This is a genomic window from Salinarimonas rosea DSM 21201 (assembly GCF_000429045.1).
GTDB lineage: Bacteria > Pseudomonadota > Alphaproteobacteria > Rhizobiales > Beijerinckiaceae > Salinarimonas > Salinarimonas rosea.
In genome coordinates, this window is the sequence record NZ_AUBC01000012.1 from 171,454 (window position 1) to 197,322 (window position 25,869).

The 25,869-nt window shown below is 71.6% G+C and carries 24 protein-coding genes; 12 read left to right on the forward strand and 12 right to left on the reverse strand.

Going from position 1 to position 25,869, the window contains the following annotated elements; translation table 11 throughout:
* Positions 1-77: 77 nt before the first annotated feature.
* The 3 genes from G407_RS32290 to G407_RS0110885 all read right to left on the reverse strand — a co-directional run bounded on the left by G407_RS32290 (position 78) and on the right by G407_RS0110885 (position 5,649).
* Positions 78-1,949 (reverse strand): peptidoglycan L,D-endopeptidase MepK, encoded by a 1,872-nt coding sequence (locus G407_RS32290; RefSeq protein ID WP_052341228.1) that lies wholly within the window; start codon positions 1,947-1,949, stop codon positions 78-80.
* Between the two features lie 279 nt (positions 1,950-2,228).
* Positions 2,229-4,067, reverse strand: a complete 1,839-nt coding sequence (locus G407_RS27095; RefSeq protein ID WP_052341229.1) for a L,D-transpeptidase family protein — start codon at positions 4,065-4,067, stop codon at positions 2,229-2,231.
* Between the two features lie 112 nt (positions 4,068-4,179).
* On the reverse strand, positions 4,180-5,649 hold the full coding sequence (locus G407_RS0110885; RefSeq protein ID WP_029030820.1) for a sigma-54-dependent transcriptional regulator: 1,470 nt from the start codon (positions 5,647-5,649) through the stop codon (positions 4,180-4,182).
* A gap of 198 nt (positions 5,650-5,847) precedes the next feature.
* Between G407_RS0110885 and G407_RS0110890 the strand changes: the two genes are divergently transcribed.
* From G407_RS0110890 to G407_RS0110900, 3 genes are all read left to right on the forward strand, one after another.
* The gene (locus G407_RS0110890; protein WP_084327456.1) at positions 5,848-7,725 is read left to right on the forward strand and encodes a M3 family oligoendopeptidase; all 1,878 of its coding nucleotides are present in this window, start codon (positions 5,848-5,850) and stop codon (positions 7,723-7,725) included.
* A gap of 244 nt (positions 7,726-7,969) precedes the next feature.
* Complete coding sequence (locus G407_RS27100; protein WP_052341239.1) at positions 7,970-9,358, forward strand: ABC1 kinase family protein; 1,389 nt, start codon at positions 7,970-7,972, stop codon at positions 9,356-9,358.
* Between the two features lie 58 nt (positions 9,359-9,416).
* Entirely contained in the window at positions 9,417-10,037 is a 621-nt protein-coding gene (locus tag G407_RS0110900) for a hypothetical protein (RefSeq protein ID WP_029030822.1), read from the forward strand.
* Between the two features lie 12 nt (positions 10,038-10,049).
* On the opposite strand, the gene G407_RS0110905 is transcribed toward G407_RS0110900, so the two are convergent.
* Positions 10,050-10,472, reverse strand: coding sequence for a universal stress protein (locus G407_RS0110905; RefSeq protein ID WP_029030823.1), 423 nt, complete (start codon positions 10,470-10,472; stop codon positions 10,050-10,052).
* Positions 10,473-10,677: 205 nt separating this feature from the next.
* Here G407_RS0110905 and G407_RS0110910 point away from each other — a divergent pair, with 205 nt between their 5' ends.
* Positions 10,678-11,895, forward strand: coding sequence for an MFS transporter (locus tag G407_RS0110910; RefSeq protein ID WP_029030824.1), 1,218 nt, complete (start codon positions 10,678-10,680; stop codon positions 11,893-11,895).
* A 57-nt stretch (positions 11,896-11,952) separates the two neighbouring features.
* Here the strand turns inward: G407_RS0110910 and G407_RS0110915 are convergent, their stop codons facing one another.
* From G407_RS0110915 to rpmH, 5 genes are all read right to left on the reverse strand, one after another.
* Positions 11,953-12,252: a CcdB family protein gene (locus G407_RS0110915; RefSeq protein ID WP_029030825.1), complete on the reverse strand. Its 300-nt coding sequence runs from the start codon at positions 12,250-12,252 to the stop codon at positions 11,953-11,955.
* Positions 12,252-12,482: a type II toxin-antitoxin system CcdA family antitoxin gene (locus G407_RS0110920; protein ID WP_029030826.1), complete on the reverse strand. Its 231-nt coding sequence runs from the start codon at positions 12,480-12,482 to the stop codon at positions 12,252-12,254. The genes G407_RS0110915 and G407_RS0110920 overlap by 1 nt, the downstream gene beginning before the upstream one ends.
* Positions 12,483-12,645: 163 nt before the next feature.
* Entirely contained in the window at positions 12,646-14,487 is a 1,842-nt protein-coding gene (gene yidC, locus G407_RS0110925; protein WP_029030827.1) for a membrane protein insertase YidC, read from the reverse strand.
* 5 nt (positions 14,488-14,492) lie between these two features.
* Positions 14,493-15,029 (reverse strand): ribonuclease P protein component, encoded by a 537-nt coding sequence (gene rnpA / locus G407_RS27105; RefSeq protein ID WP_052341230.1) that lies wholly within the window; start codon positions 15,027-15,029, stop codon positions 14,493-14,495.
* 31 nt (positions 15,030-15,060) lie between these two features.
* Entirely contained in the window at positions 15,061-15,195 is a 135-nt protein-coding gene (rpmH, locus tag G407_RS0110935; RefSeq protein WP_029030828.1) for a 50S ribosomal protein L34, read from the reverse strand.
* A gap of 317 nt (positions 15,196-15,512) precedes the next feature.
* On the opposite strand from rpmH, the gene G407_RS0110940 reads away from it, so the two are divergent.
* Together G407_RS0110940 and der are read left to right on the forward strand one after the other, a co-directional pair.
* Complete coding sequence (locus tag G407_RS0110940) at positions 15,513-16,172, forward strand: tetratricopeptide repeat protein (RefSeq protein WP_029030829.1); 660 nt, start codon at positions 15,513-15,515, stop codon at positions 16,170-16,172.
* A gap of 28 nt (positions 16,173-16,200) precedes the next feature.
* Positions 16,201-17,619, forward strand: a complete 1,419-nt coding sequence (gene der / locus G407_RS0110945; protein WP_029030830.1) for a ribosome biogenesis GTPase Der — start codon at positions 16,201-16,203, stop codon at positions 17,617-17,619.
* An 88-nt stretch (positions 17,620-17,707) separates the two neighbouring features.
* On the opposite strand, the gene G407_RS30405 is transcribed toward der, so the two are convergent.
* Together G407_RS30405 and G407_RS27115 are read right to left on the reverse strand one after the other, a co-directional pair.
* Positions 17,708-18,433, reverse strand: coding sequence for a penicillin-binding transpeptidase domain-containing protein (locus G407_RS30405; RefSeq protein WP_156917551.1), 726 nt, complete (start codon positions 18,431-18,433; stop codon positions 17,708-17,710).
* Positions 18,434-18,699: 266 nt separating this feature from the next.
* Entirely contained in the window at positions 18,700-19,785 is a 1,086-nt protein-coding gene (locus G407_RS27115; protein WP_084327457.1) for a substrate-binding domain-containing protein, read from the reverse strand.
* A gap of 299 nt (positions 19,786-20,084) precedes the next feature.
* On the opposite strand from G407_RS27115, the gene G407_RS0110960 reads away from it, so the two are divergent.
* The 4 genes from G407_RS0110960 to G407_RS0110975 all read left to right on the forward strand — a co-directional run bounded on the left by G407_RS0110960 (position 20,085) and on the right by G407_RS0110975 (position 24,481).
* Positions 20,085-21,362, forward strand: a complete 1,278-nt coding sequence (locus G407_RS0110960) for an ABC transporter substrate-binding protein (RefSeq protein WP_029030831.1) — start codon at positions 20,085-20,087, stop codon at positions 21,360-21,362.
* A 157-nt stretch (positions 21,363-21,519) separates the two neighbouring features.
* Positions 21,520-22,452, forward strand: a complete 933-nt coding sequence (locus G407_RS0110965) for a carbohydrate ABC transporter permease (protein WP_029030832.1) — start codon at positions 21,520-21,522, stop codon at positions 22,450-22,452.
* Positions 22,449-23,279 (forward strand): carbohydrate ABC transporter permease, encoded by an 831-nt coding sequence (locus tag G407_RS0110970; RefSeq protein ID WP_029030833.1) that lies wholly within the window; start codon positions 22,449-22,451, stop codon positions 23,277-23,279. Before G407_RS0110965 ends, G407_RS0110970 begins: the two co-directional genes overlap by 4 nt.
* Before the next feature lie 98 nt (positions 23,280-23,377).
* Entirely contained in the window at positions 23,378-24,481 is a 1,104-nt protein-coding gene (locus tag G407_RS0110975) for an ABC transporter ATP-binding protein (RefSeq protein ID WP_029030834.1), read from the forward strand.
* A 208-nt stretch (positions 24,482-24,689) separates the two neighbouring features.
* Here G407_RS0110975 and G407_RS0110980 read toward each other — a convergent pair whose 3' ends face one another.
* Positions 24,690-24,902: a hypothetical protein gene (locus G407_RS0110980; protein WP_029030835.1), complete on the reverse strand. Its 213-nt coding sequence runs from the start codon at positions 24,900-24,902 to the stop codon at positions 24,690-24,692.
* Positions 24,903-25,047: 145 nt separating this feature from the next.
* Between G407_RS0110980 and G407_RS0110985 the strand changes: the two genes are divergently transcribed.
* The gene (locus G407_RS0110985; RefSeq protein ID WP_029030836.1) at positions 25,048-25,386 is read left to right on the forward strand and encodes a cupin domain-containing protein; all 339 of its coding nucleotides are present in this window, start codon (positions 25,048-25,050) and stop codon (positions 25,384-25,386) included.
* Positions 25,387-25,433: 47 nt separating this feature from the next.
* Complete coding sequence (locus G407_RS0110990) at positions 25,434-25,865, forward strand: CBS domain-containing protein (protein ID WP_029030837.1); 432 nt, start codon at positions 25,434-25,436, stop codon at positions 25,863-25,865.
* Positions 25,866-25,869 lie beyond the last annotated feature (4 nt).

A 25,869-nucleotide genomic window follows, 5' to 3' on the forward strand; every position in this document is an offset into this window, starting at 1 on the left:
CTCACGGTTCACCGTAGAGAAGAGCCGATAGACGTGAATCTCCGCTTACAGGATCGTCGCGACCCGACGAATTCGCATCAGCGGACCGAGGCGATCTGCCGGACGGCGGGACCTGCGAAACCCCCGGTCGTGACCGACGGGCGGCCGGGCCGGAAGCCCTGCGCCACGCCCGCCGCCGGGACGGCGACGAGGCCGGACGGCGCGGCGCCGGAGACGCGCGCCGAGGCGACGCGCACCGGCGCGCCCGCGGAGGCCGCAGGTGCGAGGCTGTGGCCGGCGAACAGCGTGCGGAGCGCGCTGCGCTCGCGTTCCGGCAGCGAGGCGACCCCGTCAGCCGCCGGAGACGCCGCCGGAGACGCCGCCCGTGCGGCGCTCGCGGTCGTGGTCGGCGCGGCCGGCGTCGCGGGCGGCGCGGCGACCGCGGCGAAGGCGTCGGCACCGCCGCGCAGCGGCGGGATCGGCGCGAAGGCGCTCGCCACGACGGGCGGGGACGCGGGTGCGGCCGGCGCGGCGCTCGGCGCCTGCCGATCGAAGCGCGGGGGCGGGACGGGCGCGAGGGCGACCTGGACGGCCTCGGTCGCCGGGGCGGCGCCCGCCGCAGGCACGCCCTGCGGCCCCGTCTGCCAGACGAGGCGCGGCCCTGCATCCGCGGGTGCCGAAGGGGCCGACGGGGCGGCGGACGGCGTGGCGGCCACGGTGCCGGCACCGCCGAAGGCGGCGGGGCGGGGCGCCGGGATCGCGGCCAGCACGGTGGGGCTCGCGGCGGTGGCGAACGTCGGCGCGGCGTCGGTGCGGGCGGCCTCCTCCGCGAGCGCGGCGATCCGCGTGCGCTCCTCGGGGGCGACGGGGGCGAGGGCGGGCAGCGCCGGCCGCGCCGGCGGCAGCACGCGCGGCGCCGTGGTGAGGATCGGCGCGATCGGCACGGGAGCCGAGGGGACGGGCGCCGAGGGGACGAGCGCCGAGGGGACCGGCGCCGAAGGGACGGGTACGGACGCAACCGGCAGATTCGGTGAGGCCGACGCGACGCGGGTCGGCGCGGGCTCCGGCTCCGGCGCGCGCGGCTGGGGTGCGGCGGCGGGCTGGGCGTGCATCAGCGCGTAGCGCTGGTCGATCTCCGAGACGGCGGTCGGCAGCGCGGCGTAGGCCTCGTCGCCGCTCGCCTCGCCCTCGTCGTCGCCGAACAGCGCCGCCCACAGGCTTCGGCGCGTGCCGCCGGCGCCGGCGACCGCGGTGCCCTGCTCGCCCTGGACGATACCGCCGGCGGCGAGGATCTGGCGGCGGGCGTCGTCGTAGCCCGCCAGCGGGCGCCCGTCCGACGGCAGGTGCACGGTGCGGCCGTCCGGGAAAATCTGCGCGAGCTGCGAGCGCGTCATCCGCGGCCAGTGCCGCACGGAGCCGACGTCGATGTGGACGAACGGCGTGTTCGCCCGCGGGTAGAAGCCGACGCCGCCACGCTGCAGCCGCATGCCGAGGGTGCGCAGGCGGGCCGCGGGCACGTCCGGCAGGTAGAAGTCGGTGGCGCGACCTTCGATGTGCTGGCTCGTGCGCGCCACGCCGCGGGAGCGCGAGCGCAGCATCTCGTTCGTCTGCGGCGAACGGTAGGCGGAGACCACGTGCAGCGGCTGGCGCGAGCCGGACTGGCGATGCACCTCCCAGAGCGCATCGTAGAGCCGCGGGTCCATGTCGCGCTTCTGGTCGCGCCGCCAGTCGCGCATGATCCAGTCGAGCTGGCTCAGCGCCTCGCGGTCGTAGCGCCCGTTGCGCCGGAAGGTGACCGTGACCTGCTCACGCGTGTGCATCTGCTTGACGGAGAGGGTGCGGGTGTCGCCGTTGGCGATGGCGTCCTGGGTCCCGGAGGTGCCGGCGACGAGGAGGCCGAGGGTCACCGCCAGGCAGGCGAGCCCGCGAGACAGGCCGCGACGGATCCGGGAGGGGCGCTGAACGGTCAAGAGCGTCTCGTCTCTCTCATTCGGCGGTTGAAGGGACCGCGGCATGTCGGGATCCGGCTGCTGGCGAGGGTGCGCGTTCGGGTGCTTCCGGATGTTTCGAGGCAAACCGTTAAGGGGTCGTGAACCAAGCCCCGCCGGGATACGCGACCGGCGCGGCGCCCGAGTCGCCACTTCGTCCGGCCCGGGATGCCGGATTGGGAGCGGATTGCGGCGACGATGCGGCCGCCGGGAGACGCGCCCGGCCCGCGCCGCGTTTTCGCCACCCCCGTGGCTTTCGTGTCACGGATCCAGGCCCAGCGCCTCCCGCGTCCTGCCGTCGAAGCCGTAGATGTCCTCGTGCGGGACGATGCGGCCGTCCGCGTCGGCCTCGAGCGTGAAGTAGGCGAGGTGCACCGGCACGGGCTCGTCGAGGTGCACGTAGCGCTCGCGCGAGCCGATCAGCGCCCGCAGCCGCTCGGCAGGCCAGCCCTGCTCGGCCAGCAGCAGGTCGGCGAGCGCGAACGGGTCCTCCACGCGCACGCAGCCGTGCGAGTAGGCGCGGCGGATCGTGTCGAACAGCCCGCGGCTCGGCGTGTCGTGCAGGTAGACGTGGTGCCCATTGGGGAACATGAACTTGATCTGCCCGAGCGCGTTGCGCGGCCCCGGCGGCTGGCGCACGGTGATCTGGTTGCCGTTGCGGATCACCTCGTAGCCGCGCGCGGCCGCGTAGCCCGGGTCCGCCCGCAGGCCCGGCAGGATCTCGTTGCGCATGATCGACGGCGGGATCGTCCAGGACGGAGAGACGACGACGTACTCCATCTCGTCGGAGAAGATCGGCGTCTCCTGCCCGGGCTTGCCGACGATGACGCGCGCCTCGTGCACCACGGCGCCCCCGTCGCGCACCTCCATCCGGTAGGCCGGGACGTTGACGAAGATCGCCTTGCCTGCGCCGAGCTCGCGCGGGAGCCAGCGCCAACGTTCCATGTTGGCGAGGAGATCGCCCTCGCGCCGGGCGGGATCGGCGGAGGCGAGCGCCGCGATCGTCTGGTTGCCGACGACGCCGTCGACGACGAGCCCGTTCTCGCGCTGGAACCCCTCGACCGCCTCGGCCAGCGCCACGTCGTAGACGCGCTCGTCCGTCTCGGCCGGTGCGTCCATGCCGAAGCGGGCGCGCAGGAGCGGCACGCGCGCGTCCCGCGCGCCGACGCGGAGGGTGGGGCCCGGCGGGACGCGCACCATCGGTTCGGCCGGCTCGGCGGCGGCGCGCAGCGCCGCGAGCGCCGTGCGCAGGCGGCGATAGCCCTCGTGTGGCGGGTTGTGCGCGGCGAGCGCGGCGGCGGGGTCGGCGGCGTCGGCGAGCCCGGTGAGGACGGCCTGCGCGCTCGGGATGTCGAGGGTCGGCGTGATCAGCGGGTGCAGGCGCGTGGGCTCCAGGCGCCCGCCGCGCGCGTCCTGCGCGTAGCGCACGAGCCTGGCGGAGAGCGCGATCTCGGCGTCGGCCGCGCCGGCGGGATCGAGACCCGGGCCGGCCGGCAGGGCCGGCGCGGGATAGGCGGCGGGGTCGAGCCCTTCGTCGGCCGCCGCGGCGAGGACGCCCATCAGCGCGCGCGCGGCGGGCGTCCAGGAGAGGCCCCCCTCGCGCGACGGCACGATCCAGGCGGGCGCGAAGCCGCGGGCGTCGTAGAAGGCGCGCAGGCCCGCGACGTCCGCCTCGCCGTGCTCGAGCCCGAGATCGACGCCGACCGCCGCGAGCCGCCCGGCGAGCATCGGCCCCACGAGCGCCTCGGCGCCGATCGTCGGCGGCAGCGCGATCTGCGGGATGGAGCCCGTGCGCGGCGGGTATTCCGGCATCGCGTCGAGCGGCGAGGGCGCGGCGGGAGGCGGCGGCGCCGGAAGGTCGACGGGTGCGGCGAGATCGGGCGCGGCGAGATCGGGCGCCGAAAGATCGGGCGTGCCGAGGGCCGCGATCCGGGGCGCGAGCCGTGCCGGTGCGCCGTCCGCCTGCGCGAGTGCGGGCACCGCGAGATCCGGCACCGCGAGACTCGGCACCGCGAGCCCCGGCGCGGCGACGAGGAGCGCGGCGAGCGCCAGGGCGGGCGCGGCGCGACGGCGAGCGGGAATCGAGGCGAACGCGATCATGCGGGCGAGCCTGCCAACCTTGACGTTTGTTATCAATTGCCGCGCGGTGGCGGCACACGTTTTCCCGTGCGCTGTTGCAGCCGCGCCGCAAGCCCTCGAACGGCGGCGCCGCTCAGGCGGCGGCCTCGTCCTCGAGCCCGAAATCCTTGAGCTTGCGGTAGAGTGTCGAGCGCCCGATTCCGAGCCGGCGCGAGACCTCCGACATGTGCCCGCGATAGTGCCGCAGGGCGAAGCGGATGATCTCCAGCTCGAGCTCCTCGAGCGTGCGCGCGTGCCCGTCCTCGTCGAGGAGGGGCAGCGCGCTCGGGTCCTTCACCTCGACGTGCACGACCTCGCGCACCGGCGCCTGCGCGGTCCCAGTCTCGGCGAAGACCGGGGCGGGCGGGATGCGCACGTCGTAGCCGGCGACCTGCGCGGCGATCTGCGGGAACTCGTCCACCGTGAGCTGGTCGCCGTCGCACAGCACCACCGCGCGGAAGATCGCGTTCTCGAGCTGGCGCACGTTCCCCGGCCAGTCGTAGCGCACGAGGAGCTCCATCGCGGCGGGCGCGACGCCGCGCACGCGCTTGCCCTCCTCGGCCGCCACCCGCGCCACGAAGGAGCGCACGAGGTCGGGGATGTCCTCCCGGCGCGCCCGCAGGGGGGGCAGCGTCATCGGGAAGACGTTGAGGCGGTAGTACAGGTCCTCGCGGAACTTGCCCTGCTTGACGAGGTCGAGCAGGCTCTTGTTCGTGGCCGAGACGAGCCGGATGTCGACCCGCACCGAGCGCTTGCCGCCCACCGGGTCGACCTCGCCCTCCTGGATGGCGCGCAGGAGCTTCACCTGCGCATCGAGGGGGAGCTCGCCGATCTCGTCGAGGAACAGCGTGCCCCCGCTCGCCTCGACGAACTTGCCGAGGTGCCGCTCGGTGGCGCCGGTGAACGAGCCCTTCTCGTGGCCGAACAGGGTCGATTCGACCAGGCTCTCGGGAATCGCGCCGCAGTTCACGGTGACGAACGGCTTGCCGCGCCGGTCGCCGGAGCCCTGGATCGCGCGGGCGAGCACCTCCTTGCCGACCCCCGATTCGCCCTCGATCAGCACGGGGATGGTCGACTTCGCCGCCCGCTCGGCGAGGCGGATGACGCGCACCATGTCGGGCGAGCGCGAGGCCAGGTCCTTGAAGGTGAGCGTGCCCTCGGCGCGTCGCTTCATGCGCCGGATCTCGTCCTCGAGCTGGTCGACCCTGAGCGCATTGGTGAGCGACACCTGCAGCCGCTCGGCGCCCACGGGCTTGACCACGAAGTCGATCGCCCCCGCACGCATGGCCTGCACCACGGTCTCGATCGAGCCGTGGGCGGTCTGCACCACCACCGGCGTGTCGATGCCCGCCTCGCGCATGGCGGCCAAGAGCCCCATGCCGTCGAGATCGGGCATGACGAGGTCGAGCACGACGGCGCCGATGCCCGGCTCCGCCCGCAGCGTCTCAAGCGCCTGCGCTCCGCTCTCGGCGACGCGCACCTCGTGGCCGAATCGACGCACCATCGCCTCCAGCAGGCGCCGCTGTACGGGGTCGTCGTCCACGATCAGGATCGTCGAGGTCATTCGGGGGCACCGGGCTCGAGGGGATGTGTCGTTTCGGGGCAGAGTGGGGGGAAGGGGTTAAGGGGGTGTTGACGCGGCGGCGCATGGTTGTGGATGGCGGCGGCACCCGATGCGACGGCGACGGTTGCGCCCGCGCGTCGAGCGGCCAATATGGCGACGCACGTATCGCCACCGCTTCCCGACGAGGACCGCTCCCGCATGACGATCGACCGCTCGCCCGTCCGCACGCTTCCCCGCGCCCCGAAGGCCGCCGCCGGGACCGGCGTCACCGCGAAGGGCGCCGCGAACGCCGATTTCGGCACGCTGCCCGAATGGGACCTCGGCCACCTCTACCCGGCCATGGACGCGCCCGAGCTCGCCCGCGACATGGCGGCGGCGAAGGACGAGTGCGCCGCCTTCGCGCAGGCCTATCGCGGCAGGCTCGCCGAGATCGCGGCGGGGGATGGGGCGGCGCGGGCGCTCTACGAGGCGATTGCCCGCTACGACCGCCTGGAGGACCTGCTCGGCCGGCTGATGTCCTATGCGGGCCTCGTCTACGCCGGCGATACCACCGATCCGAAGCGCGCGAAGTTCTACGGCGACACGCAGGAGCGGCTCACCTCGGCCACCTCGCAGCTCCTGTTCTTCCCGCTCGAGCTCAACCGGCTCGACGACGCGCGCATCGACGCGCTGGTCGCCGAGGAGCCGCTCTCGCGCTACCGGCCCTGGCTGGAGGACCTGCGCAAGGACAAGCCGTTCCAGCTCGAGGACCGGATCGAGGAGCTGTTCCACGAGAAGGCGGTGACCGGCCGCGGCGCCTGGAACCGGCTGTTCGACGAGACCATCGCCTCCCTGCGCTTTCGCGTGCGCGGCGAGGACCTGCCGATCGAGCCCACGCTCAACAAGCTGCAGGACCGCGACGAGACCCTGCGCCGCGATGCGGCCGCCGCGCTCTCCGAGACCTTCCGCGAGAACCTGCGCACCTTCACGCTGATCACCAACACGCTGGCCAAGGACAAGGAGATCTCCGACCGCTGGCGCGGCTTCGCGGACGTGGCGGATTCGCGCCACCTCGCCAACCGCGTCGAGCGGGAGACGGTGGAGGCCCTCGTCGCCGCCGTGCGCGAGGGCTATCCGCGGCTGTCGCACCGCTATTATGCGCTGAAGGCCAGGTGGTTCGGCAAGCCGGCGCTGGAGTTCTGGGACCGCAACGCGCCGCTCCCGAAGGTCGAGCAGCGCACCATCCGCTGGGAGGACGCGCGCGCCACGGTGCTCGACGCCTATGCCGGCTTCTCGCCGAAGATGGCGGACATCGCGCGGCGCTTCTTCGACGAGGGCTGGATCGACGCGCCGACGCGGCCGGGCAAGGCGCCGGGCGCCTTCGCGCACCCGACCGTGCCCTCGGCGCATCCCTACGTGCTGCTGAACTACCAGGGCAAGCCGCGCGACGTGATGACGCTCGCCCACGAGCTCGGCCACGGCGTCCACCAGGTGCTCGCCGCGCCGCAGGGCGCGCTGATGGCGCAGACGCCGCTGACGCTGGCGGAGACCGCGAGCGTGTTCGGCGAGATGCTGACCTTCCGGCGTCTCCTCGACCAGACGACGAAGCCCGCCGAGCGCCGCGCCATGCTCGCGGCCAAGGTCGAGGACATGATCAACACGGTCGTGCGCCAGATCGCCTTCTACGAGTTCGAGCGCAAGGTCCACCTCGCCCGGCGCGAGGGCGAGCTGACGACGGAGGACCTCAACGCCGCCTGGATGTCGGTGCAGGCGGATTCGCTCGGGCCGGCGATCCGGCTCTCGGAGGGCTACGAGACCTACTGGGCCTACATCCCCCACTTCGTCCATTCGCCCTTCTACGTCTACGCCTACGCCTTCGGCGACTGCCTGGTGAACTCGCTCTACGGCGTCTACGAGAACGCCGCGGACGGCTTCGTCGAGCGCTATTTCGAGCTCCTCGCCGCCGGCGGCACCAAGCACTATTCCCAGCTCCTCGCCCCCTTCGGTCTCGACGCCACCACGCCCGAGTTCTGGCGCATCGGCTTGTCGATGATCGAGCGGCTGATCGGGGAGCTGGAAGCGATGGAGGAGGGCTGACGGGCGTGTCCTCCCCGCAGGGGAGGAGTCCGCGTGAAGCGCGGGCGGTGGGGCCGTCCGAGAGCCGGGCGTGCCGGCCCGCCGCCCTCTCCACTCTCTCCACTCTCTCCACCCTCTCCACCCTCTCCGGCCTTCGGCCGTCGTGCTCCCCTGCGGCCATAGACCTCTCCCGGCGGAGCTGGCGGGCGGGCGGGCGCGCCTTACCTAAAGGGCGATGGACGACGGCAAGGACACGCAGCGCCCGATGAGCGATCGCAAGGATACGCGCGGCGAGGGCCGCGACGCGGAAGCCAACCGCTTCTCCGCCCGCGCCGTCCGCTATGCGCGGGTGGGCGCCAACATGGGCGGCGTCGCCGCGCGCATGGCCGGGGCGCGGATGTTCGGGCGCGAGGACGCGCAGAGCGCCGCCGCGCTGGCCCAGGCGCTGGGCGGGCTGAAGGGCCCGATCATGAAGGTGGCGCAGCTCTTGGCCACCATCCCCGACGTCGTCCCGCCGGAATACGCCGCCGAGCTCCAGAAGCTGCAGGCCGAGGCGCCGCCGATGGGCGCGGCCTTCGTCAAGCGGCGCATGCAGGCCGAGCTCGGCCAGGGCTGGCGCGCGCGATTCGGCGAGTTCGACCTGAAGCCCGCCGCCGCCGCCTCGCTCGGCCAGGTCCACAAGGCGACCACGCTCGACGGGCGCGACGTCGCCTGCAAGCTGCAGTACCCGGACATGCAGTCCGCGGTGGAGGCGGACCTGCGCCAGCTCGACTTCGCCTTCGCGCTGCACCGGCGCATGGACCCGGCGATCGACACGAGCGAGATCAAGAAGGAGATCGCCGAGCGGGTGCGCGAGGAGCTCGACTATGTCCGCGAGGCCAAGCACGCGCGCATCTACGCCCACACGCTCGCGACGGTGCCCGAGGTGCGCGTGCCCGACATCCTCGACGATCTCTCGACAAAGCGGCTCCTCACGCTCGGCTGGCTCCAGGGCAACAAGATCCTCGGCTACAAGGAGGAGCCGGTCGAGGTGCGCAACCGCCTCGCCATCGCGATGTTCAAGGCGTGGTGGCACCCCTTCTCGTCGGCGGCGATGATCCACGGCGACCCCCACCTCGGCAACTACTCCGTCTGGGAGGAGGACGGCGAGGCCCGGGGCATCAACCTGCTCGACTATGGCTGCGTGCGCATCTTCCCGCCGAAGTTCGTCGGCGGCGTCGTCGACCTCTACCGAGGCCTGCAGGAGAACGACCGCGCCCGCATGGTCCACGCCTACGAGACGTGGGGCTTCAAGCGGCTCAACGACGAGCTGATCGACATCCTCAACATCTGGGCGCGCTTCATCTACGGCCCGCTGCTGGAGGACCGCACCCGCACCATCGCGGACGGCGTCTCGCCCGGCGCCTACGGCCGGCGCGAGGCCTTCGAGGTGCACAAGGCGCTCAAGGAGAAGGGGCCGGTGACGGTGCCGCGGGAGTTCGTGTTCATGGACCGCGCCGCGATCGGCCTCGGCGCGGTGTACCTGCATCTGCGCTCCGAGCTGAACTACCACCGGCTCTTCGAGGAGGAGATCGCCCGCTTCGATCTCGAGGCGCTCGCCGCGCGCCAGCGCGACGCGCTCGCGGTGGCGGGGCTCGCGCCGCCGCCGGGGTGAGCGCGCCGCTCGCGTTTCCCCGCTTGCCATTCCTCGGGCGCGCGTCCATGGAACCGGCATGACGCGCGACGCCCCCGCACCCTTTCCAGAGCCCCCGGCGGAGACCGCCCGCGAGGCGTTCGCCTACGAGCAGACGCCCCGGCCGGTCGGCTTCCCGATCACGTTCCGCCTCAAGGGCAAGGCGCTGGAGGTGGAGCGGATGGGCCGCGTCGACCGGCTGCCGCTCGAGCGGGTGCGGGAGGTGCGCCTCACCTACGCCCCGGCCTCCTTCGCGCCGGGGCGGCGCGAGGCGAAGCTCAAGCTCGACGACGGGCGCTCGGTCGCGCTCTCGTCGGTGACCTACCGCGCCATGTTCGATGCCCGCCGGCAGGACGCGGCCTACGGCCGCTTCCTGCGCGAGCTCTTGCGCCGCACGGCCAAGGCCGCGCCCGAGGCCCGCTTCGTCGCGGGACGCCCGTGGCCGATCTGGATCGTCCTCGCGGTGGTCTCGCTGCTGATCGTCGGCGCGCTCGCGGTCTTCGCGCTGGAGATCTACCGCATCGGCGAGACCGCGATCGCGCTCGTCGCGGTCGCGGTGGCACTGCTCGGCGTCTGGCAGCTCGAGCCGATGGTGCGCCTCAACAAGCCGCGGGACTTTTCCCCGGACGACCCGCCCGAGAGTCTCGCCCCGCGGCCGTGATCCCGCCCGCCGTCAGCGCACCACGAGCACGGACGATGTCGCGTGGCGCACGATGGTCGTCGCGTTCGAGCCGAGCAGGTAGGTCGCCATCGTCGGGCGGTGCGAGCCGACCACGACGAGGTCGGCGCCCGCATCCTCCGCCTCCGCCAGGACCTCGTGGTAGATCGAGCCGAGCCGCACCACGGCCGAGACGCGCTCCTTGGGCAGCGGCACCGACGCGGCGATGTCGCCGAGCTTCTCCTCGGCCTCGCGCTGCTGGTCCTGCTCGAACGAGGCCGGCACGTATTCCATGTAGGTCACCGGCATCAGCGGGCGGACGTAGATCAGCCGGATCGTGCCGTCGCCGGCATCCGCGAGGCGGGCGGCGGTGGCGAGCGCGCCCTCGGAGGCCGCGGGCTCGGCGAGATCGACGGGAACCAGGATCGTCTTGTACATGGGGGACCTCCTCGCGGGTGCCCGCGCCTCGCGCGTGGCTTCGAGGAGAAACGTAGGCGGCGCGCGACCCGTTCACGTTGATCGATCGCAAGGCCGGGATCGCGTCGCGAGGCGCCTCTGCGCAGACGCGTGCGGGCGTGCGCGCCATTTGACGGGGCGCGCGTGTTGGCGTCTCGTGCGAGATTGCCCGTCCGGAGCCCGTCCGTTGCCGTCCCCAGCACCCTCCCGGCTCCGCGCCGCCGCCGCCTCGCCGATCGTCTTCCTGATGACGCTCGCCTTCGTGAACTGGCTCGGCTTCGCGAGCTGGCAGGCGCTGCTCAACAACTTCGCCAAGGACGCGGCGGGATTCGACGGCTTCCAGATCGGCGTGCTCCAGTCGGTGCGCGAGATCCCCGGCTTCCTGGCCTTCACCGCCGCCTTCCTGTTCATGATCATGCGCGAGCAGACGCTCGCCTATCTCTCGATCCTGATGCTCGGCGTCGGCGTCGCGCTGACCGGGTACCTGCCCTCGTTCTGGGGGCTGATCCTGACGACGACGATCATGTCGGTGGGCTTCCACTATTTCGAGACGGCGAACCAGGCGCTTTCGCTGCAGCTCCTGACGAAGAAGGAAGCCCCGCGCGGGATCGGCAAGATCTACGGGGCCGCTGCGGCGGCGCAGCTCGTCGCCTACGGCGGCATTGCCGGCGCCTTCCTGGTCATGCAGCCGTCCTACGAGGTCATGTACCTCGTCGCCGGCGGGGCGACGATCGGGCTCGGACTCCTGGCGATGGCGGGCTTCCGGCGCTTCCAGGGCGAGACGAGGCAGAACCGCGGCATCGTGCTGCGCAGGCGCTACTGGCTCTACTACGCGCTCACCTTCCTGTCGGGAGCGCGGCGGCAGATCTTCATGGCGTTCGGCGCCTTCCTGCTCGTCGAGCGCTTCGGCTACGAGGTGAGCACGCTGGCGCAGCTCCTCTTCCTCACCTGTGCCGTCAACGTCGTCGCCGCGCCGCTGCTCGGGCGCGCCATCGGCCGGTTCGGCGAGCGCGCGACGATCCTCGCCGAGAACATGGTGCTCGTCGTCGTCTTCCTCGGCTACGCCTTCACCGGCTCGGCGCTGGTGGCCGGCGCGCTGTTCGTGCTCGACGGGGTGTTCTTCACGCTGACGATCGCGCAGAAGACCTACTTCCAGAAGATCGGCGACCCCGCCGACATCGCGCCCACGGCGTCGGTCGCCTTCACCATCAACCACATCGCCGCCGTCGCGATGCCGGTGACCTTCGGCGTGATCTGGATGAGCGACCCGTCTGCCGTCTTCCTCATCGGCGCGGCGATCGCCTGCGGCTCGCTGGCGCTGGCCTTCCTGGTGCCGCGCCACCCCGACGCCGGGCGCGAGACGGTGCTGTCGCGGCCGGCGGCGGCGCCGATACCGGCGGAGTAGGGCCGGGAGATTGGCAGCGGTGATCGCGCGACTCGCCGCCCTGCACGCGAACGCGCATCAGACTCCGGTGATGAGCATATCCAGCGCCTCGACGATCCGGCTGTGATGGGGCCCGAGGTTCGTGACCGCGGTCCCCAGGGCTCGTCTCGGTATGGCCGCCAGCAGCTGCGTCGCCATGACGTACTCGGTCACCCCGATCGTGAAGACCGGGTTGAGGCGTCCGATCGGCTTGGGCGCGACGTTTTTCGGGAGCAGAGGCACCACGACCCGGGTGTTGAGCTCCTCGAGCAGGTCGGCCTGCACGTCGAGCAGATATCCGACGCCGCCCGGATTGGGAAAGACGTCGAGACGCGCCATCAGAACATGCGGTAGCGCTCGAGCGGAAGGCCGTGCTCGTCCACCCAAGCGTTCGCCGCCCGGATCGCCTCCGCGTTCTCCTCGCGCCAACGATCCGCCTGCACGCTGCGCAGGGCGCGCCTCAAGCCGTCTTCCGCAGCGCGGACGAGGTCGACATCGTGCGCGCGCGCCCGCTCGAGCAGGGCCGGATCGACGTGCAAACCCGTTCTGTCCATCGCCTCGTCGCTCAAACTGCTCCTCCGCCTCGCCGGACTGCGTCGCCTTCGTCAGCATAGGCCCGCCGACCGCATGGCGCAACGCGGCGACGCTCGGCGCAGCGCCGCCGGAACGCGAGAGGGCGGCCCCGCGGGACCGCCCTCTCGTCGGGTCTCGATTTTCGCGGCCGTGCGCCGCTCAGCCGCCCTTGGCGGCGGCCCGCCCGCCGCCGAGCATCTTCTTGAGGTTGTCCCACAGCTCGATCTTCACGCCGTGCCGGCGCATGATGAAGCCCTGCTGCAGCACCGAGAGGAAGTTGTTCCAGGCCCAGTAGATCACCAGGCCGGCCGGGAAGGAGGCCAGCATGAAGGTGAAGATCACCGGCATCCAGGTGAACACCGCCTTCTGCACCGGGTCCGGCGGCTCCGGGTTCATCTTCATCTGGACGAACATCGTCGCGCCCATGACGAGCGGCCAGACGCCGACCGTCAAGAGCGCCGGCGTGTCGTAGGGCAGCAGCCCGAACAGGTTGAAGATCGAGGTCGGGTCCGGCGCGGCGAGGTCCTGCACCCAGCCGAAGAACGGCGCGTGGCGCATCTCGATCGTGACGAACAGCACCTTGTAGAGCGCGAAGAAGACCGGGATCTGGATCAGCACCGGCCAGCAGCCGGCGACCGGGTTGATCTTCTCCCGCTTGTAGAGGTCCATCAGCTCCTGCTGCTGCTTCATCCGGTCGTCGCCGTAGCGCTCGCGGATGGCCACCATCTCAGGCTGCACGGCCTTCATCTTCGCCATGGAGGCGTAGGACTTGTTGGCGAGCGGCAGAAAGAAGATCTTCAGGATGACGGTGACGATCAGGATCGCGACGCCGAAGTTGCCGAACACGCCGAAGAAGAAGTCGAGCGCGTAGAACATCGGCTTGGTGATGAAGTAGAACCACCCCCAGTCGATCAACAGGTCGAACTGCCGGATGCCGTAGGCCTCGCCGTAGCCGTCGACGACGTCGACCTCCTTGGCGCCCGCGAAGAGGCGCTTGGTCGAGGTCGCGGTCTCGCCGGGGGCGAGGGTCCGCGCCGCGCCGAGCGCGTCGGCCTGGAAGATCGGCGCGCCGCCGGCGCTCTCCGCCGTGTAGCGACCGGTGAAGCTCGTCTCCTGGTCGGGGACGATGGCGGTGGCCCAGTACTTGTCGGTGATGCCGACCCAGCCGCCGGTCACGTCGCGCCAGGCCTCGCCGGTGACCGAGGTGCGCAGCGGGTCGGCCTCGACGACGTCGTCGTAGCCCCATTCCTGCAGGCCCTCGTCGCCCAGGACGCCAATGAAGCCCTCGTGGATGACGAAGTAGCCGAGCACGTCGGGCATGCCGTGGCGCGACACGAGGCCGTAGGGATACAGCGTGATCGGCTCGCCGGACTGGTTGAGCGCGCGGTCCTCGATCGTGAAGAGCGCGTCCTCGTCCACCGAGATCTCGCGCTCAAAGACGATGCCCGCCTCGTTGGTCCAGGAGAGCGTGACCGGGCTCTGCGGGGTGAGCGCCTGCGCGTCCGCCTGCCAGACGGTCTGCGAATCGGGCACGCCGCCGGGCACCTCGCCGCCGCCGATCCAGCCGAACTCGGCGTAGTACGGGGTGGCGCTGTTCGAGGGCGACAGCAGCACGATCGGGTCCGAGCCCGGCTCCGGCGTCTCGAAATAGTCCTTGAGGATGAGGTCGTCGATGCGCGCGCCGCGCAGGTTGATCGAGCCCTCCTTCGAGGGAGTCGAGATCGGCAGGCGCGGGGCGGCCGCGAGGGCGGCCTCGCGGGTCGCGGGCAGGTTCGCCCCCGGCACGAGCGTCTGCATCGGCGCGCCCGGCGCGATGCCGCCGTCCGAGGGCAGCGGCAGGTTCGGCTGGGCCGGGTCGACGGCCTGCGCCGCCTGCTGCTGAGCCGCGAGCTCGGCCTCGCGCTGCGCCTGCGGCGCCGCGTAGAAGTACGTCCAGGCGACGAACACGATCACCGAGAGGACGATCGCCAGGATCAGGTTGCGGGAGTCTTCGTCGCGCATGAGCTCTACGGGGTCGCTTCGGGATTGCCGGGGGGAGGCGCGTCGCGCCGGCTCGTGCCGCTGCCGCGGCGGCGCCCGCGCGGGGCACCCCCGCGGTCGGGCCGCGCGCCGCCGGGCTTGGTCACCACGTGGAGGGCGCGCGCGAAATCGTCAATGAGGGAGGAATACGGCGCCACGAGCGCCGGGCGCCGGGCGATCACGACGACGTCCGCCGGGGGAAGCGGATCGGGCGGGCGCGGCGCGCCGGCGGCCGGGTCCGCCGCGACGTCGTGCCGCGCATGGTCGAGGGCCTCCGGGGCCCCTCGCGCCGCGAGCGCATCGCGGGTCGCGTGACGCAGGCGCCGCTTGATGCGGTTGCGCTCGACGGCGTTGCCGACCTTCTTCGTCACCGTGAAGCCGACACGCAGCGAGGCGTCGTCCTCGCGCAAGAGGCCCTGCACCGTCATGCGCTCGGAATGGAAACGGCGGCCCGAGGCCGCCGCGACGAACTCCCGTCGTTTCGTCAGGCGACCGGCACGCGGCGCGTCGTTCGTCCCGCGCATCGCCCGTTCGCCCCCCACCGCCCTCGTCCGCTCAGGCGGAGAGGCGCTTGCGCCCCTTGGCGCGACGATTGGCGATGACCTTGCGGCCGCCGACGGTCGCCATGCGCGCACGGAAACCGTGGCGGCGCTTGCGCACGAGCTTGCTGGGTTGATACGTCCTCTTCACGGCCTCGTCTCCGGTCGCTTCTCGCGGGCTCGTCCTGGATGCCACGCGGAAGGGGTCCGAGAGACCCTCGCGCGACGCCCGCGGCTTTTCGTGATGCACAGGTGAGCCGGCGCCGCTCGCGCGGAGCGCCGCTCCAGTCGGGCGGCTTATGAAGGATGGGGCCTCGAAAGTCAACGCGAGGACGGGCGGTGCGCACGGCCCGCGGCGACCGCCCGGGCGCGGTCACGAAACGCTCGCCACGCCGGACGGCGTATGGTAGGCGCATCGGCTCAAACCGTCATGCGAGGAGGCGCGCCCGGGCGCGCCGTTCGAGGTTCATGGATCAGTTCACCCGCGAGGTCGACGAGGAATATCGCCGCGCGCAAATGGCGGCGCTGTGGAAGCGCTTCGGGCCGCTCGTCGTGGGCGTGCTCGTGGTCGTCGTCGTGGGCGTCGCCGGATACACGTGGTGGGAGGCGCGCGAGCGCCAGCGCGCGGAGCAGGCCTCGCTCGCGCTGTACGAGGCGTCGAGCCTGGTCGAGCAGGGCCGCGGCGACGAGGCGCGCGCGCTGCTCTCCGGCCTCGCCGAGGATGCGCCCGGCGCCGCGGGCGTGCTCGCCCGGCTGCGCCTCGCGGCGCTCGCCGCACAGACGGATACCGCCGCGGGCGTCGCGGCCTACGAGGCGATCGCGTCCGACGCGGCCGCGCCCGGCGTCCTGCGCGACCTCGCCCGCTTGCGCGCCGCGCTGCTCCAGGTCGATTCCGCGCCCGATGCCGCGCTGCCCGTCCTGCAGAGCCTGGCCGCGGGGGAGGGCGCCTTCCGCCATACCGCCCGCGAGCAGCTCGGCCTCGCCGCGCTCCGGCGTGGCGACTACGATGCCGCCGGCGAGTGGTTCGACCGCGTCGCCGTCGATCCGCAGACGCCCGGCGCGCTGCGCCAGCGCCTCGCCGTCTATTCCGCCCTCGTCGCCGCCGGCCCGCTCGGCGCCGCGAACTGAGAGAGAGCCCGCCCGCGCGGGACGCACCATGTCGCTCGTCGTCGCCGTCGTCGGCCGCCCCAATGTGGGCAAGTCGACCCTGTTCAACCGCCTCGTCGGCAAGAAGCTCGCGCTTGTCGACGATCGCCCCGGCGTGACCCGCGACCGGCGCGAGGGCGACGGGAAGCTCGCCGACCTGCGCTTCCGCATCATCGACACCGCGGGCCTCGAGGAGGCCGACCCGAATAGCCTCGCCGGGCGCATGCGCGCGCAGACCGAGCGCGCCATCGCCGACGCCGACGTGGTGCTCTTCGTCATGGACGCGCGCACCGGCCTGCTGCCGGCGGACCAGCCGTTCGCGGAGCTGGTGCGGCGCTCCGGCAAGCCGGTGATTCTCCTCGCCAACAAGGCGGAAGGGCGCGCCGGCATGGACGGCGCCTACGACGCCTACGCGCTCGGCCTCGGCGAGCCGATCGCCTTCTCGGCGGAGCACGGCGAGGGGCTCGGCGAGCTCTACGACGCGCTCGTCGCCCACATGCCGCCGGAGGAGGCGCAGGACGCCTTCGAGGACGGGGAGGAGGCCGATCTCGCGCGGGGGGCGGCGCCGATCGAGCTCGATCCGGAGGTCGACGAGGACCGCGACGAGACGCCCGTCGGCAAGCCGGTGCAGATCGCCGTGATCGGGCGCCCGAACGCGGGCAAGTCCACGCTCATCAACCGCATGCTCGGCGAGGACCGGCTCCTCGTCGGACCGGAGGCCGGCATCACCCGCGACGCCATCACCGTGCCGTGGGAATGGCGCGGCAAGGCGGTGAAGCTGATCGACACGGCGGGCATGCGCCGCCGGGCGAAGGTGCAGGAGAAGCTCGAGAAGCTGTCCGTCTCCGACGGCCTGCGCGCCATGCGCTTCGCCGAGGTCGTGGTCGTGCTGCTCGACGCGACGATCCCCTTCGAGAAGCAGGACCTCACCATCGTCGACCTCGTCGAGCGCGAGGGGCGCGCGGTGGTGATCGGCCTCAACAAGTGGGACCTCGTCGCCGACCAGCCCAAGCTCCTGGCGGAGCTGCGCGAGAAGGCGGCGCGGCTGCTGCCGCAGGTGAAGGGCGCGCCGGTGGTGCCGCTGTCGGGCCTCGCGGGGGAGGGGATCGACAGGCTGATGCAGGCGGTCTTCGCCGTCTACGCGACCTGGAATCGGCGCATCTCCACGGCCAAGCTCAACCGCTGGCTCGGCGACGCGATCTCCGCCAACCCGCCGCCGGCGGTCTCCGGCCGGCGCATCAAGATCCGCTACTGCACCCAGGTGAAGGCCCGCCCGCCGCACTTCTCCTTCTTCGGCAACCAGCTCCACGCCCTGCCGAAGAGCTACACGCGCTACCTCGTCAACAGCCTGCGCGAGACCTTCGATCTGCCCGGCGTGCCGATCCGCTACTCGCTGCGCGTGGGCAAGAACCCGTTCGACAAGGGCTGAGGGCCCGCGGGACGGCGGCGAAGCCGTCGTCGCGACGAGGCACGCGGGCGAGGAAGCCGCCGGGGATGCGGATCCTCCGGATCTCCCCTCACGGCTCGAGCAGGCCCGATCGCGTCAGCAGGTGGACCGCGAAGGCGCGGCGGAAGTCGCGAATCTGCGAGAACGACGACCCTTGGGTCCAGAGGGCGAACACCACGGGTGCGTCTTGCGCACCCGTTCGGACGTAACCCACGTACCAGCCTTCGAAGCGTGACGAGGATGCGGCCGGACGGACCCGTCCGGAGCCGGTCTTGCCGTGAAGGCCGTCGTGGCGCGGATCGGCGCTGACGACCTCGAGGGCCCGAAGCGTTGCATCCGAGACGTCCAGCCTTCCCGTCACGAGATCGGCGAGGAACGCGACCTGCTCCGAGACGGAGATCCGCAGCGAGCCGTCGAGCCAGAAGGCGTCGGGCGTCCCGATCGACCGGTTGCCGTAGCTCCACGCGTCCAGAAGCTCGCGGTACCGCGCGACGCCGACCTCGAGCGCGAGCTCCTGGAAGTACCACACGGCGGAACGCCGGAACGCCGACGCGAGCGTCTGATCGGTGCGCCAGTCGTCCGGCCAGTATCCGGCGGCCGGCCGGCGAGCCGGGTCCCAGGCTCTCGATGCGTCCAGGTCCCCGGCGATGCCGGTCTCGAGCGCGATGACCAGGTTGGGGATCTTGAAGGTGGACCAGGGAACCCGGCGCGTCTCCAGGTCGCTGCCCTCGAGCACGACCTCCCGATCACTGCCGAGGTCGCGGGCGAGGAAGGCGACCTCGCGATCGCCGATCATGGCGGCGTGCGGCGCGCGAGGAACGATCGTCCGCTCGGCCGCGACGCCGGGTGCGGCGACCACGCCGAAGGCGAGGAGGGCGAGCGCGACGAGCGCGAGGCGGGAGGCGGTCGGGAAGGGCAAAGGTCGGGACCTCGTCGGATACGGCAGGTCGCTGCGCGGCGGGGACGTCGTAGCACCGCATCGGACGTGAACGAAGCGACCTGTCGTCGATGCCGCCGCCCGGCGACCCGCTCCGTCGTGGCCGACGCCCGCGCTGATCCGCCTCACCGCGCCGGGCGGCGGGCTGCGGCGTCGTCGCCCGCGGCGCGAACGGCGGCCGCGCCGCGGCGGACCCCGTGCGGCGGGGCGACGGAGGCGCGGAAGACGACGTCGACCTTCCAAAGCTCCTGGAGCGCCTTCGGATCCACCCCCGAGATGCGCTCGATCAGCATCTCGGCGATGCGGTAGCCGGCGCGGCGGATGGGCGAGAGCGTCGTCGCGAGCGGCGGGTCGAAGGTTTCCGCCTTGAGGAAGGGCAGGGCATCGTCGTGGGCGATGACGGAGACCTCGCGCCCGACCGAAAGCCCGAGATCGCGCGCGGCGCGATAGACGCCGAGCGCCAGCAGCACGCTCGAGGCGAGGAAGGCGGTGGGCCGCTCGCCCGCTTCCAGCATGGCCCGGGCGACGCGGTAGCCGACCTCCTCCGTCATCGGCGCGTTCGTGACCCGCCCCGGCGCCGCCGAGAGCCCGCGCGCGGCGAGCGCGCCCCGGTAGCCCTGCTCGCGGTCACGCGCGAAGGTGAGCGCGGCGTCCCCGTTCAGGAGCGCGACGTCGGTGTGGCCGAGGTCCAGCAGGAGCGCGGTGGCGCGGGCGAACGCGTCCGCGTTGTCGATGTCGAGGTAGGCGTAGGGCAGCGTCTCCTGCGTTCGGCCGTGGACCACGAACGGCGCGCCGAGCGCGGTGAGCTCGGCGATGCGCGGATCGTGCAGCGTCGGCGAGGAGAGAACGAACCCATCGACGCGTCCGGCGTTGACGAGACGTCGGTACGTCTCGAGTTCCTCCTGGGGCGGCGTCGCGCGCAGCGACAGCTCCATCTCGGTGCGCGCGATCATCTCCGCGAGACCGGCCAGGAGCTCGAAGAAATGCGGGTCGACCAGCAGGTTGCGCTCGACGGGGAAGAGGATGGCGACGGTGCCGGCCCGCCCCGTAGCGAGACGTCGCGCCGCGGGGTTCGGCCGGTAGTTGAACCGCCGCGCCGCCTCCAGCACCTGCCGCCGCGTGGTCTCCGCGACGTCCGGGTAGCCGTTGAGCGCTCGCGAGACGGTGGTCTGCGAGATCCCCAGGTGCGCGGCAAGTTCCTTCAGATTCATACCGCTCGTCCAAAGCGCTTTGGGTATGCATTGTGCGGGCTTTTGGAGTATCGCGCAAGCTCTTCTGCGTCTGCGAAAAGATTTGCTGCGCTGCAAAATAGAAAATGCTGCGACGCTTCCTTGACAGGTTGCCCTACGGCGTTCTACGCCTTCCCCAAAGCGCTTTGGATGCGCAACGTGGGGCGCGCCGGTCCGCTCCGGCGCGATCCCCGATGTGGAATGTCCGAGGCGTCGGTCCGAGTGAAATCCATGGGCGGCGAGGCGCGCGCGCACGCCGGCAGCAAGGGAGGACATCACGCATGCACGTTCGCACTCTCATCGGCGCCTCGGCGCTGGCGTTGACCGCGGCGCTCGCCGCGGGCGGGGCGCAGGCGCAGGGCGCCTCGATCTCGATCTCCTGCGGCGCGCTGGGCCAGGAGCTCGACATCTGCCGCGACGGCGCCGAGGCCTGGGCCGAGGCGACCGGCAACTCCGTGACGGTGGTCTCGACGCCGAACTCGTCGACGGAGCGCCTCGCGCTCTACCAGCAGCTGCTGGCGGCCGGCGCGGCCGACATCGACGTCTTCCAGATCGACGTGATCTGGCCGGGCATCCTGGCCGACCACTTCATCGATCTCGCGCCCTTCATGGACGGCCAGCAGGACGAGCATTTCGAGGCGATCGTGGAGAACAACACGATCGAGGGCCGTCTCGTCGCCATGCCCTGGTTCACGGACGCGGGCCTGCTCTACTACCGCTCCGACCTGCTCGAGAAGCACGGCTTCGAGGTGCCCACCACCTGGCAGGAGATGACCGAGACCGCGCGCGCCATCCAGGAGGCCGAGCGGGCCGAGGGCAATAGCCAGATGTGGGGCTTCGTCTTCCAGGGCCGCGCCTACGAGGGCCTGACCTGCAACGCGCTCGAGTGGATCGACGCCTTCGGCGGCGGCTCGATCGTGAATGCCGAGGGCGAGGTGACGATCGACAACCCGAACGCCGTCGCCGCGCTCGAGCTGGCGTCCACCTGGATCGGGTACATCGCGCCCGAGGGCGTGCTGAACTACGCCGAGGAGGAGGCGCGCGGCGTGTTCCAGTCCGGAAACGCCGTCTTCATGCGCAACTGGCCCTACGCCTACCCGCTCGCCAACGGCGCGGACAGCCCGATCTCCGGCAACGTCGGCGTCGCGGCCCTGCCGAAGGGCGGCGAGGAGGGCAAGAACACCGGCACGCTGGGCGGCTGGCAGCTCGCGGTGTCACGCTATTCCGAGGAGCAGGAGGCGGCGGCGGACCTCGTGCGCTACCTGACCTCCTACGAGGAGCAGAAGCGCCGCGCCATCGTCGGCGCCTACAACCCGACGATCGCCGCGCTCTACGAGGACCAGGAGGTGCTCGACGCGGTGCCGTTCTTCGGCGACCTGTACGACACGTTCGTCAACGCCGTGGCGCGTCCCTCGCGTCCGACCGGCGAGTCCTACAATCGGGTCTCGGCGGAGTTCTGGGAGGCGAGCCACAACGTGCTGACCGGCAGCGAGACCGCGGAGCAGGCGCTGGCCGATCTGCAGTCGGCGCTCGAGCGCATGAGCCGTCGGGGCTGGTGAGCCGCTCCGGGCTCCCCTCCGGGGCCCGGGACATCGGCGCCGCCCGGAGCGCTCCGCTCCGGGCGGCGCCCGCCACACGCACCTCTGGTCTCGCGTCCTCGCGCGAGGAGCGGCACACCGCCGCCGCGCGACGGGGAGACACGGAAAGGCCGTCCCCATGGCGATGTCCGCCAAGTCCACCGAGCTGACCCGCGCCCGTGTTCGCTCGGCCTGGCTCTTCCTCACGCCGATGCTGATCGTGCTCGCGCTCGTCGCCGGCTGGCCGCTGATCCGGACGATCTTCTTCAGCTTCACGGACGCGCGGCTGTCGTCCATCTCGGACTACGAGTTCATCGGCTTCGCCAACTTCCTCGAGTACTACGAGGGCGAGTGGTACGGAGTCATCGCCGACCCGGATTGGTGGCGCGCGGTCTACAACACGATCTGGTTCACGGTCGTCTCGGTCGGCCTCGAGCTCGTGCTCGGCATGATCGTGGCGCTCACCCTCAACGCCGCCTTCCCCGGCCGCGGCATGCTGCGTGCGGCGATCCTGATCCCGTGGGCGATCCCCACCATCGTCTCGGCGCAGATGTGGGGCTGGATGCTGCACGACCAGTTCGGCGTCCTCAACGAGATCCTGATGACGTTCCGGATCATCTCCGAGCCCGTCGCATGGACCGCCTCGCCCGACACCGCGCTGTGGGCGGTCGTGATGGTCGACGTGTGGAAGACGACGCCGTTCATGGCGCTGCTGATCCTGGCGGCGCTGCAGATGCTCCCGTCGGACTGCTACGAGGCCGCCCGCGTCGACGGCATCAACCCGGTGAAGGTCTTCTTCAAGGTGACGCTGCCGCTCATCCGCCCGGCGCTGATGGTGGCGATCATCTTCCGCGCGCTCGACGCGCTGCGCATCTTCGACCTGATCTACGTGCTCACCTCGAACTCGCGCGACACCGCCTCGATGTCCGTGTACGCGCGCCAGCAGCTCGTCGACTTCCAGGAGGTGGGCTACGGCTCCGCCGCCTCGACGCTCCTGTTCCTCATCATCGCGCTCCTCGTCGTCGTCACCCTGATGGTCGGGCGCGTGCGTCTCGGGGAGGATCCGCGATGAGAACGTCCGTGCTCGCCAGGACCGGCTTCTGGCTCCTGATCGTGGCGATCGTGATCTTCGCGATCTTCCCGTTCTACTACGCCGTGATCTCGAGCCTGCGCTCGGGGCAGGCGCTGTTCTCCGCGGCCGTGTGGCCGGATTCGGTGAGCATCGCGAACTACGTCTCGGTGTTCACCGGCCAGCCCTTCGGGCGCAACATCCTCAACTCCGTGATCGTCGCGGTGTCGGTGGTGGCGCTCTCGCTGTTCCTCGGCGTCACCGCGGCCTACGCGCTCGGGCGCGTGAGCTTCCGCGGGCGCGGGCTCCTGCTCTTCACCATCCTGTCGGTGTCGATGTTCCCGCAGGTGGCGGTCCTGTCGGGCATGTTCGAGCTCGTGCGCGCCTTCGGCATCTACAACAGCCTGTGGAGCCTCATCCTCTCGAACATGATCCTCACCTTGCCCTTCACCGTGTGGGTGCTCACCACTTTCATGCGGGAGCTGCCCAAGGAGTTGGAGGAGGCCGCCTTCGTCGACGGGGCCTCGCCGTGGACGGTGGTGCGCCGGATCTTCCTGCCGCTGATGTGGCCGGCGATGGTGACGACGGGGCTGCTCGCCTTCATCGTCGCCTGGAACGAGTTCCTGTTCGCGCTCACCTTCACGCTGTCGACGGAGCAGCGCACGGTGCCGGTGGCGATCGCGCTGCTCACGGGCGCCACGCAGTTCGAGCTGCCCTGGGGCAACATCATGGCGGCCTCGGTCACCGTGACGGTGCCGGTGGTCGTGCTGGTGCTGATCTTCCAGCGGCGCATCGTCTCCGGCCTCACCGCCGGTGCGGTCAAGGGGTGAGGATCGGCCTGGGCTCGACGCCGGCGTCGCGCCTCGACGCGTAACGCTAGAGTGGAAGGACGGCGCCCGGAGCGCCCAACGACGGAGGAGACGAGGCGATGGCGGATGTCGTTCTGAAGAAGGTCACCAAGCGCTTCGGCAACGTCGAGATCATCCATGCGGTGGACCTCGACATCGAGGACGGGGAGTTCGTCGTCTTCGTCGGCCCATCCGGCTGCGGGAAGTCGACGCTGCTGCGTCTCGTCGCGGGTCTCGAGGACATCACGGACGGGGATCTCTTCATCGGCGGCAGGCGGGTCAACGCCTTCTCCCCGAAGGAGCGCGGCATCTCGATGGTGTTCCAGTCCTATGCGCTCTACCCGCACATGACGGTCTACGAGAACATGGCCTTCGGGCTCGAGCTCGCGAAGTCGTCGAAGGCCGAGATCAAGGACGCCGTGCTCAAGGCGGCCGACATCCTGGAGCTGACGCCGCTGCTCGATCGCTTGCCGAAGCAGCTCTCCGGCGGCCAGCGCCAGCGCGTCGCCATCGGCCGCGCCATCGTGCGCGAGCCCAAGGTCTTCCTGTTCGACGAGCCGCTGTCGAACCTCGACGCGGCGCTGCGCGTCCAGATGCGCATCGAGATCGCCAAGCTCCACAAGGACATGGGCGTGACGATGATCTACGTGACGCACGACCAGGTGGAGGCGATGACGCTCGCCGACAAGATCGTCGTGCTCAACGCCGGCAACGTCGAGCAGGTGGGCCATCCGCTCCAGCTCTACCATAACCCGCAGAACCTCTTCGTCGCGGGCTTCATCGGCTCGCCGCGGATGAACTTCATCGAGACGGCGGTGGACAGCGCCTCCGGCGACACCGTCACGATGGGCCTGCCCGGCGGCGGGCGCGCGGTGGCGAAGGTCGACGGCTCGCGGGTTCGTCCGGGCCAGAAGGTGACGCTCGGCATCCGCCCCGAGCACATCGTGCTGGAGCCGTCGGAATCGCAGGTGTCCGGCCGGATCGACGTGATCGAGCAGCTCGGCGAGGCCTACCTCCTGCACGTGCGCCTCGCGGACGGGTCGCTGGTGACGGCGAAGATCGCCGGCGACGCGCCGCAGCACGAGGGCGACACGGTGACGCTGGGCTTCGACGGTGCGCTCTGCCACGTGTTCGACGAGCGCGAGCAGGCGCTGCCCCGGATCATCGAGACGGCGGCGGCCTGAGCCGCGCCGCGCCGCGCCCGGCCGCGCCGCTCGCGACCGTGGCGTTGTCGACGGCCTTGCGAGCACGGCACCGCCCGGGATGCCGGCCACGGTGATCGGGCGCGGTCGAGGACCGAGCCGTGGGCGCGCCCCCGTCACCGAGGGTCGAAGGCGCTCGCGGTGCGGGCGAGGGCGACCGCCCGCGACCGCCGCGGCGCCTGGGGACGCCTCACCGGTTGGTGCGGCCGGTGTCCTCCGGCTTCACTGCGCCGGTGTCGTCGACGTCGTTCATCACGTCGCCTTCCCAGGTGTTCTCGCCCTGGAGCGGACGGCCTTCGGTGCCGGCCATCCGCTGGCCCTTGGAGCGCCCGATGCCGGGGTCGCTCTTCAGGTCGCGGTCGCTCGGCACCTGCGTCTTCGGATGCTTGCCGGTCGCTGTCATGGCCTTCCTCCTCGTCGTCTCCCGCCGATCGCGGCGGGCCTTTCCGGAGCCCGGTGAACGGACCCCTCGCGGACGGGTTCCGACCGCCCCGGAACACCGGTCGCGGGGGCCCGTTGGAGCACCGACACACGAGCGGAGTAATCCGATGACCGACACCACCGTCAAGAAGGTCGCGAGCGCGAGCTCTCCGACCGGCGACAACGGCCTCGTCTACCTCGCCAGCGGCAAGCGCATGGCGATGCGCATGTGGCGCGAGGAGGCGCCGCGGCAGGACAAGCCCGTCCACAAGCACGAGTACGAGGTGCTCGGCTTCTGCATCGGCGGGCGCGCCGAGCTCGAGCTCGAGGGCCAGACCGTGACGCTCGAGCCCGGCGACAGCTGGCTCGTGCCCGCGGACGCCGAGCACACCTACCGCATCCTCGAGCCCTTCACCTGCGTGGAGGCCACGGCGCCGCCGTTCCACGTCCATTCCCGCTCGGGCTGAGCCCGGCGCGGGTCTCGGCACGGCCACCAGAAGACAGGAGTTACATCATGAAGGTCTCAGACGTCATGACCCGAGGGGCCGCTCTCGCGAGCCCGACCGACACGATCGCCGCCGTCGCCAAGCGCATGGCGGACGACGATCTCGGCTTCCTGCCGGTGGGCGACGACGCGCGGATGGTCGGCATGATCACCGACCGCGACATCGTCGTGCGCGCCGTGGCGCAGGGGCGCGACCCGAATTCCGTCAAGGTTTCCGAGGTGATGACGACGGACGTGCGCTACTGCTTCGAGGACGAGGATCTCGACCACGTCGTCCAGAACATGGGCAACCTGCAGGTCCGCCGCCTGCCCGTCGTCGATCGCGACAAGAAGCTCGTGGGCGTGGTCTCGCTCGCCGATTCCGCGCGCGACCACGACACCGAGGCCGCCGGCATCGCCATGAGCGGCGTGACGCAGCCGGGCGGGCCGCACACGCAGTGACGCG

Bases quoted from the DNA above. Each gene is read 5' to 3' on its own strand.
- G407_RS30405 (WP_156917551.1), bottom strand. From the start codon at position 18,433: ATGATCGGCGATCGCGAGGTCGCCTTCCTCGCCCGCGACCTCGGCAGT.
- G407_RS0110985 (WP_029030836.1), top strand. From the start codon at position 25,048: ATGACCGACACCACCGTCAAGAAGGTCGCGAGCGCGAGCTCTCCGACC.
- yidC (WP_029030827.1), bottom strand. From the start codon at position 14,487: ATGCGCGACGAAGACTCCCGCAACCTGATCCTGGCGATCGTCCTCTCG.
- G407_RS0110940 (WP_029030829.1), top strand. From the start codon at position 15,513: ATGGATCAGTTCACCCGCGAGGTCGACGAGGAATATCGCCGCGCGCAA.
- rnpA (WP_052341230.1), bottom strand. From the start codon at position 15,029: ATGCGCGGGACGAACGACGCGCCGCGTGCCGGTCGCCTGACGAAACGA.
- G407_RS0110890 (WP_084327456.1), top strand. From the start codon at position 5,848: ATGACGATCGACCGCTCGCCCGTCCGCACGCTTCCCCGCGCCCCGAAG.
- G407_RS27100 (WP_052341239.1), top strand. From the start codon at position 7,970: ATGAGCGATCGCAAGGATACGCGCGGCGAGGGCCGCGACGCGGAAGCC.
- G407_RS0110975 (WP_029030834.1), top strand. From the start codon at position 23,378: ATGGCGGATGTCGTTCTGAAGAAGGTCACCAAGCGCTTCGGCAACGTC.
- G407_RS27095 (WP_052341229.1), bottom strand. From the start codon at position 4,067: ATGATCGCGTTCGCCTCGATTCCCGCTCGCCGTCGCGCCGCGCCCGCC.
- G407_RS0110980 (WP_029030835.1), bottom strand. From the start codon at position 24,902: ATGACAGCGACCGGCAAGCATCCGAAGACGCAGGTGCCGAGCGACCGC.
- G407_RS0110960 (WP_029030831.1), top strand. From the start codon at position 20,085: ATGCACGTTCGCACTCTCATCGGCGCCTCGGCGCTGGCGTTGACCGCG.
- G407_RS0110905 (WP_029030823.1), bottom strand. From the start codon at position 10,472: ATGTACAAGACGATCCTGGTTCCCGTCGATCTCGCCGAGCCCGCGGCC.
- G407_RS0110885 (WP_029030820.1), bottom strand. From the start codon at position 5,649: ATGACCTCGACGATCCTGATCGTGGACGACGACCCCGTACAGCGGCGC.
- der (WP_029030830.1), top strand. From the start codon at position 16,201: ATGTCGCTCGTCGTCGCCGTCGTCGGCCGCCCCAATGTGGGCAAGTCG.
- G407_RS27115 (WP_084327457.1), bottom strand. From the start codon at position 19,785: ATGAATCTGAAGGAACTTGCCGCGCACCTGGGGATCTCGCAGACCACC.
- G407_RS0110915 (WP_029030825.1), bottom strand. From the start codon at position 12,252: ATGGCGCGTCTCGACGTCTTTCCCAATCCGGGCGGCGTCGGATATCTG.
- G407_RS0110965 (WP_029030832.1), top strand. From the start codon at position 21,520: ATGGCGATGTCCGCCAAGTCCACCGAGCTGACCCGCGCCCGTGTTCGC.
- G407_RS0110990 (WP_029030837.1), top strand. From the start codon at position 25,434: ATGAAGGTCTCAGACGTCATGACCCGAGGGGCCGCTCTCGCGAGCCCG.
- G407_RS0110970 (WP_029030833.1), top strand. From the start codon at position 22,449: ATGAGAACGTCCGTGCTCGCCAGGACCGGCTTCTGGCTCCTGATCGTG.
- G407_RS0110900 (WP_029030822.1), top strand. From the start codon at position 9,417: ATGACGCGCGACGCCCCCGCACCCTTTCCAGAGCCCCCGGCGGAGACC.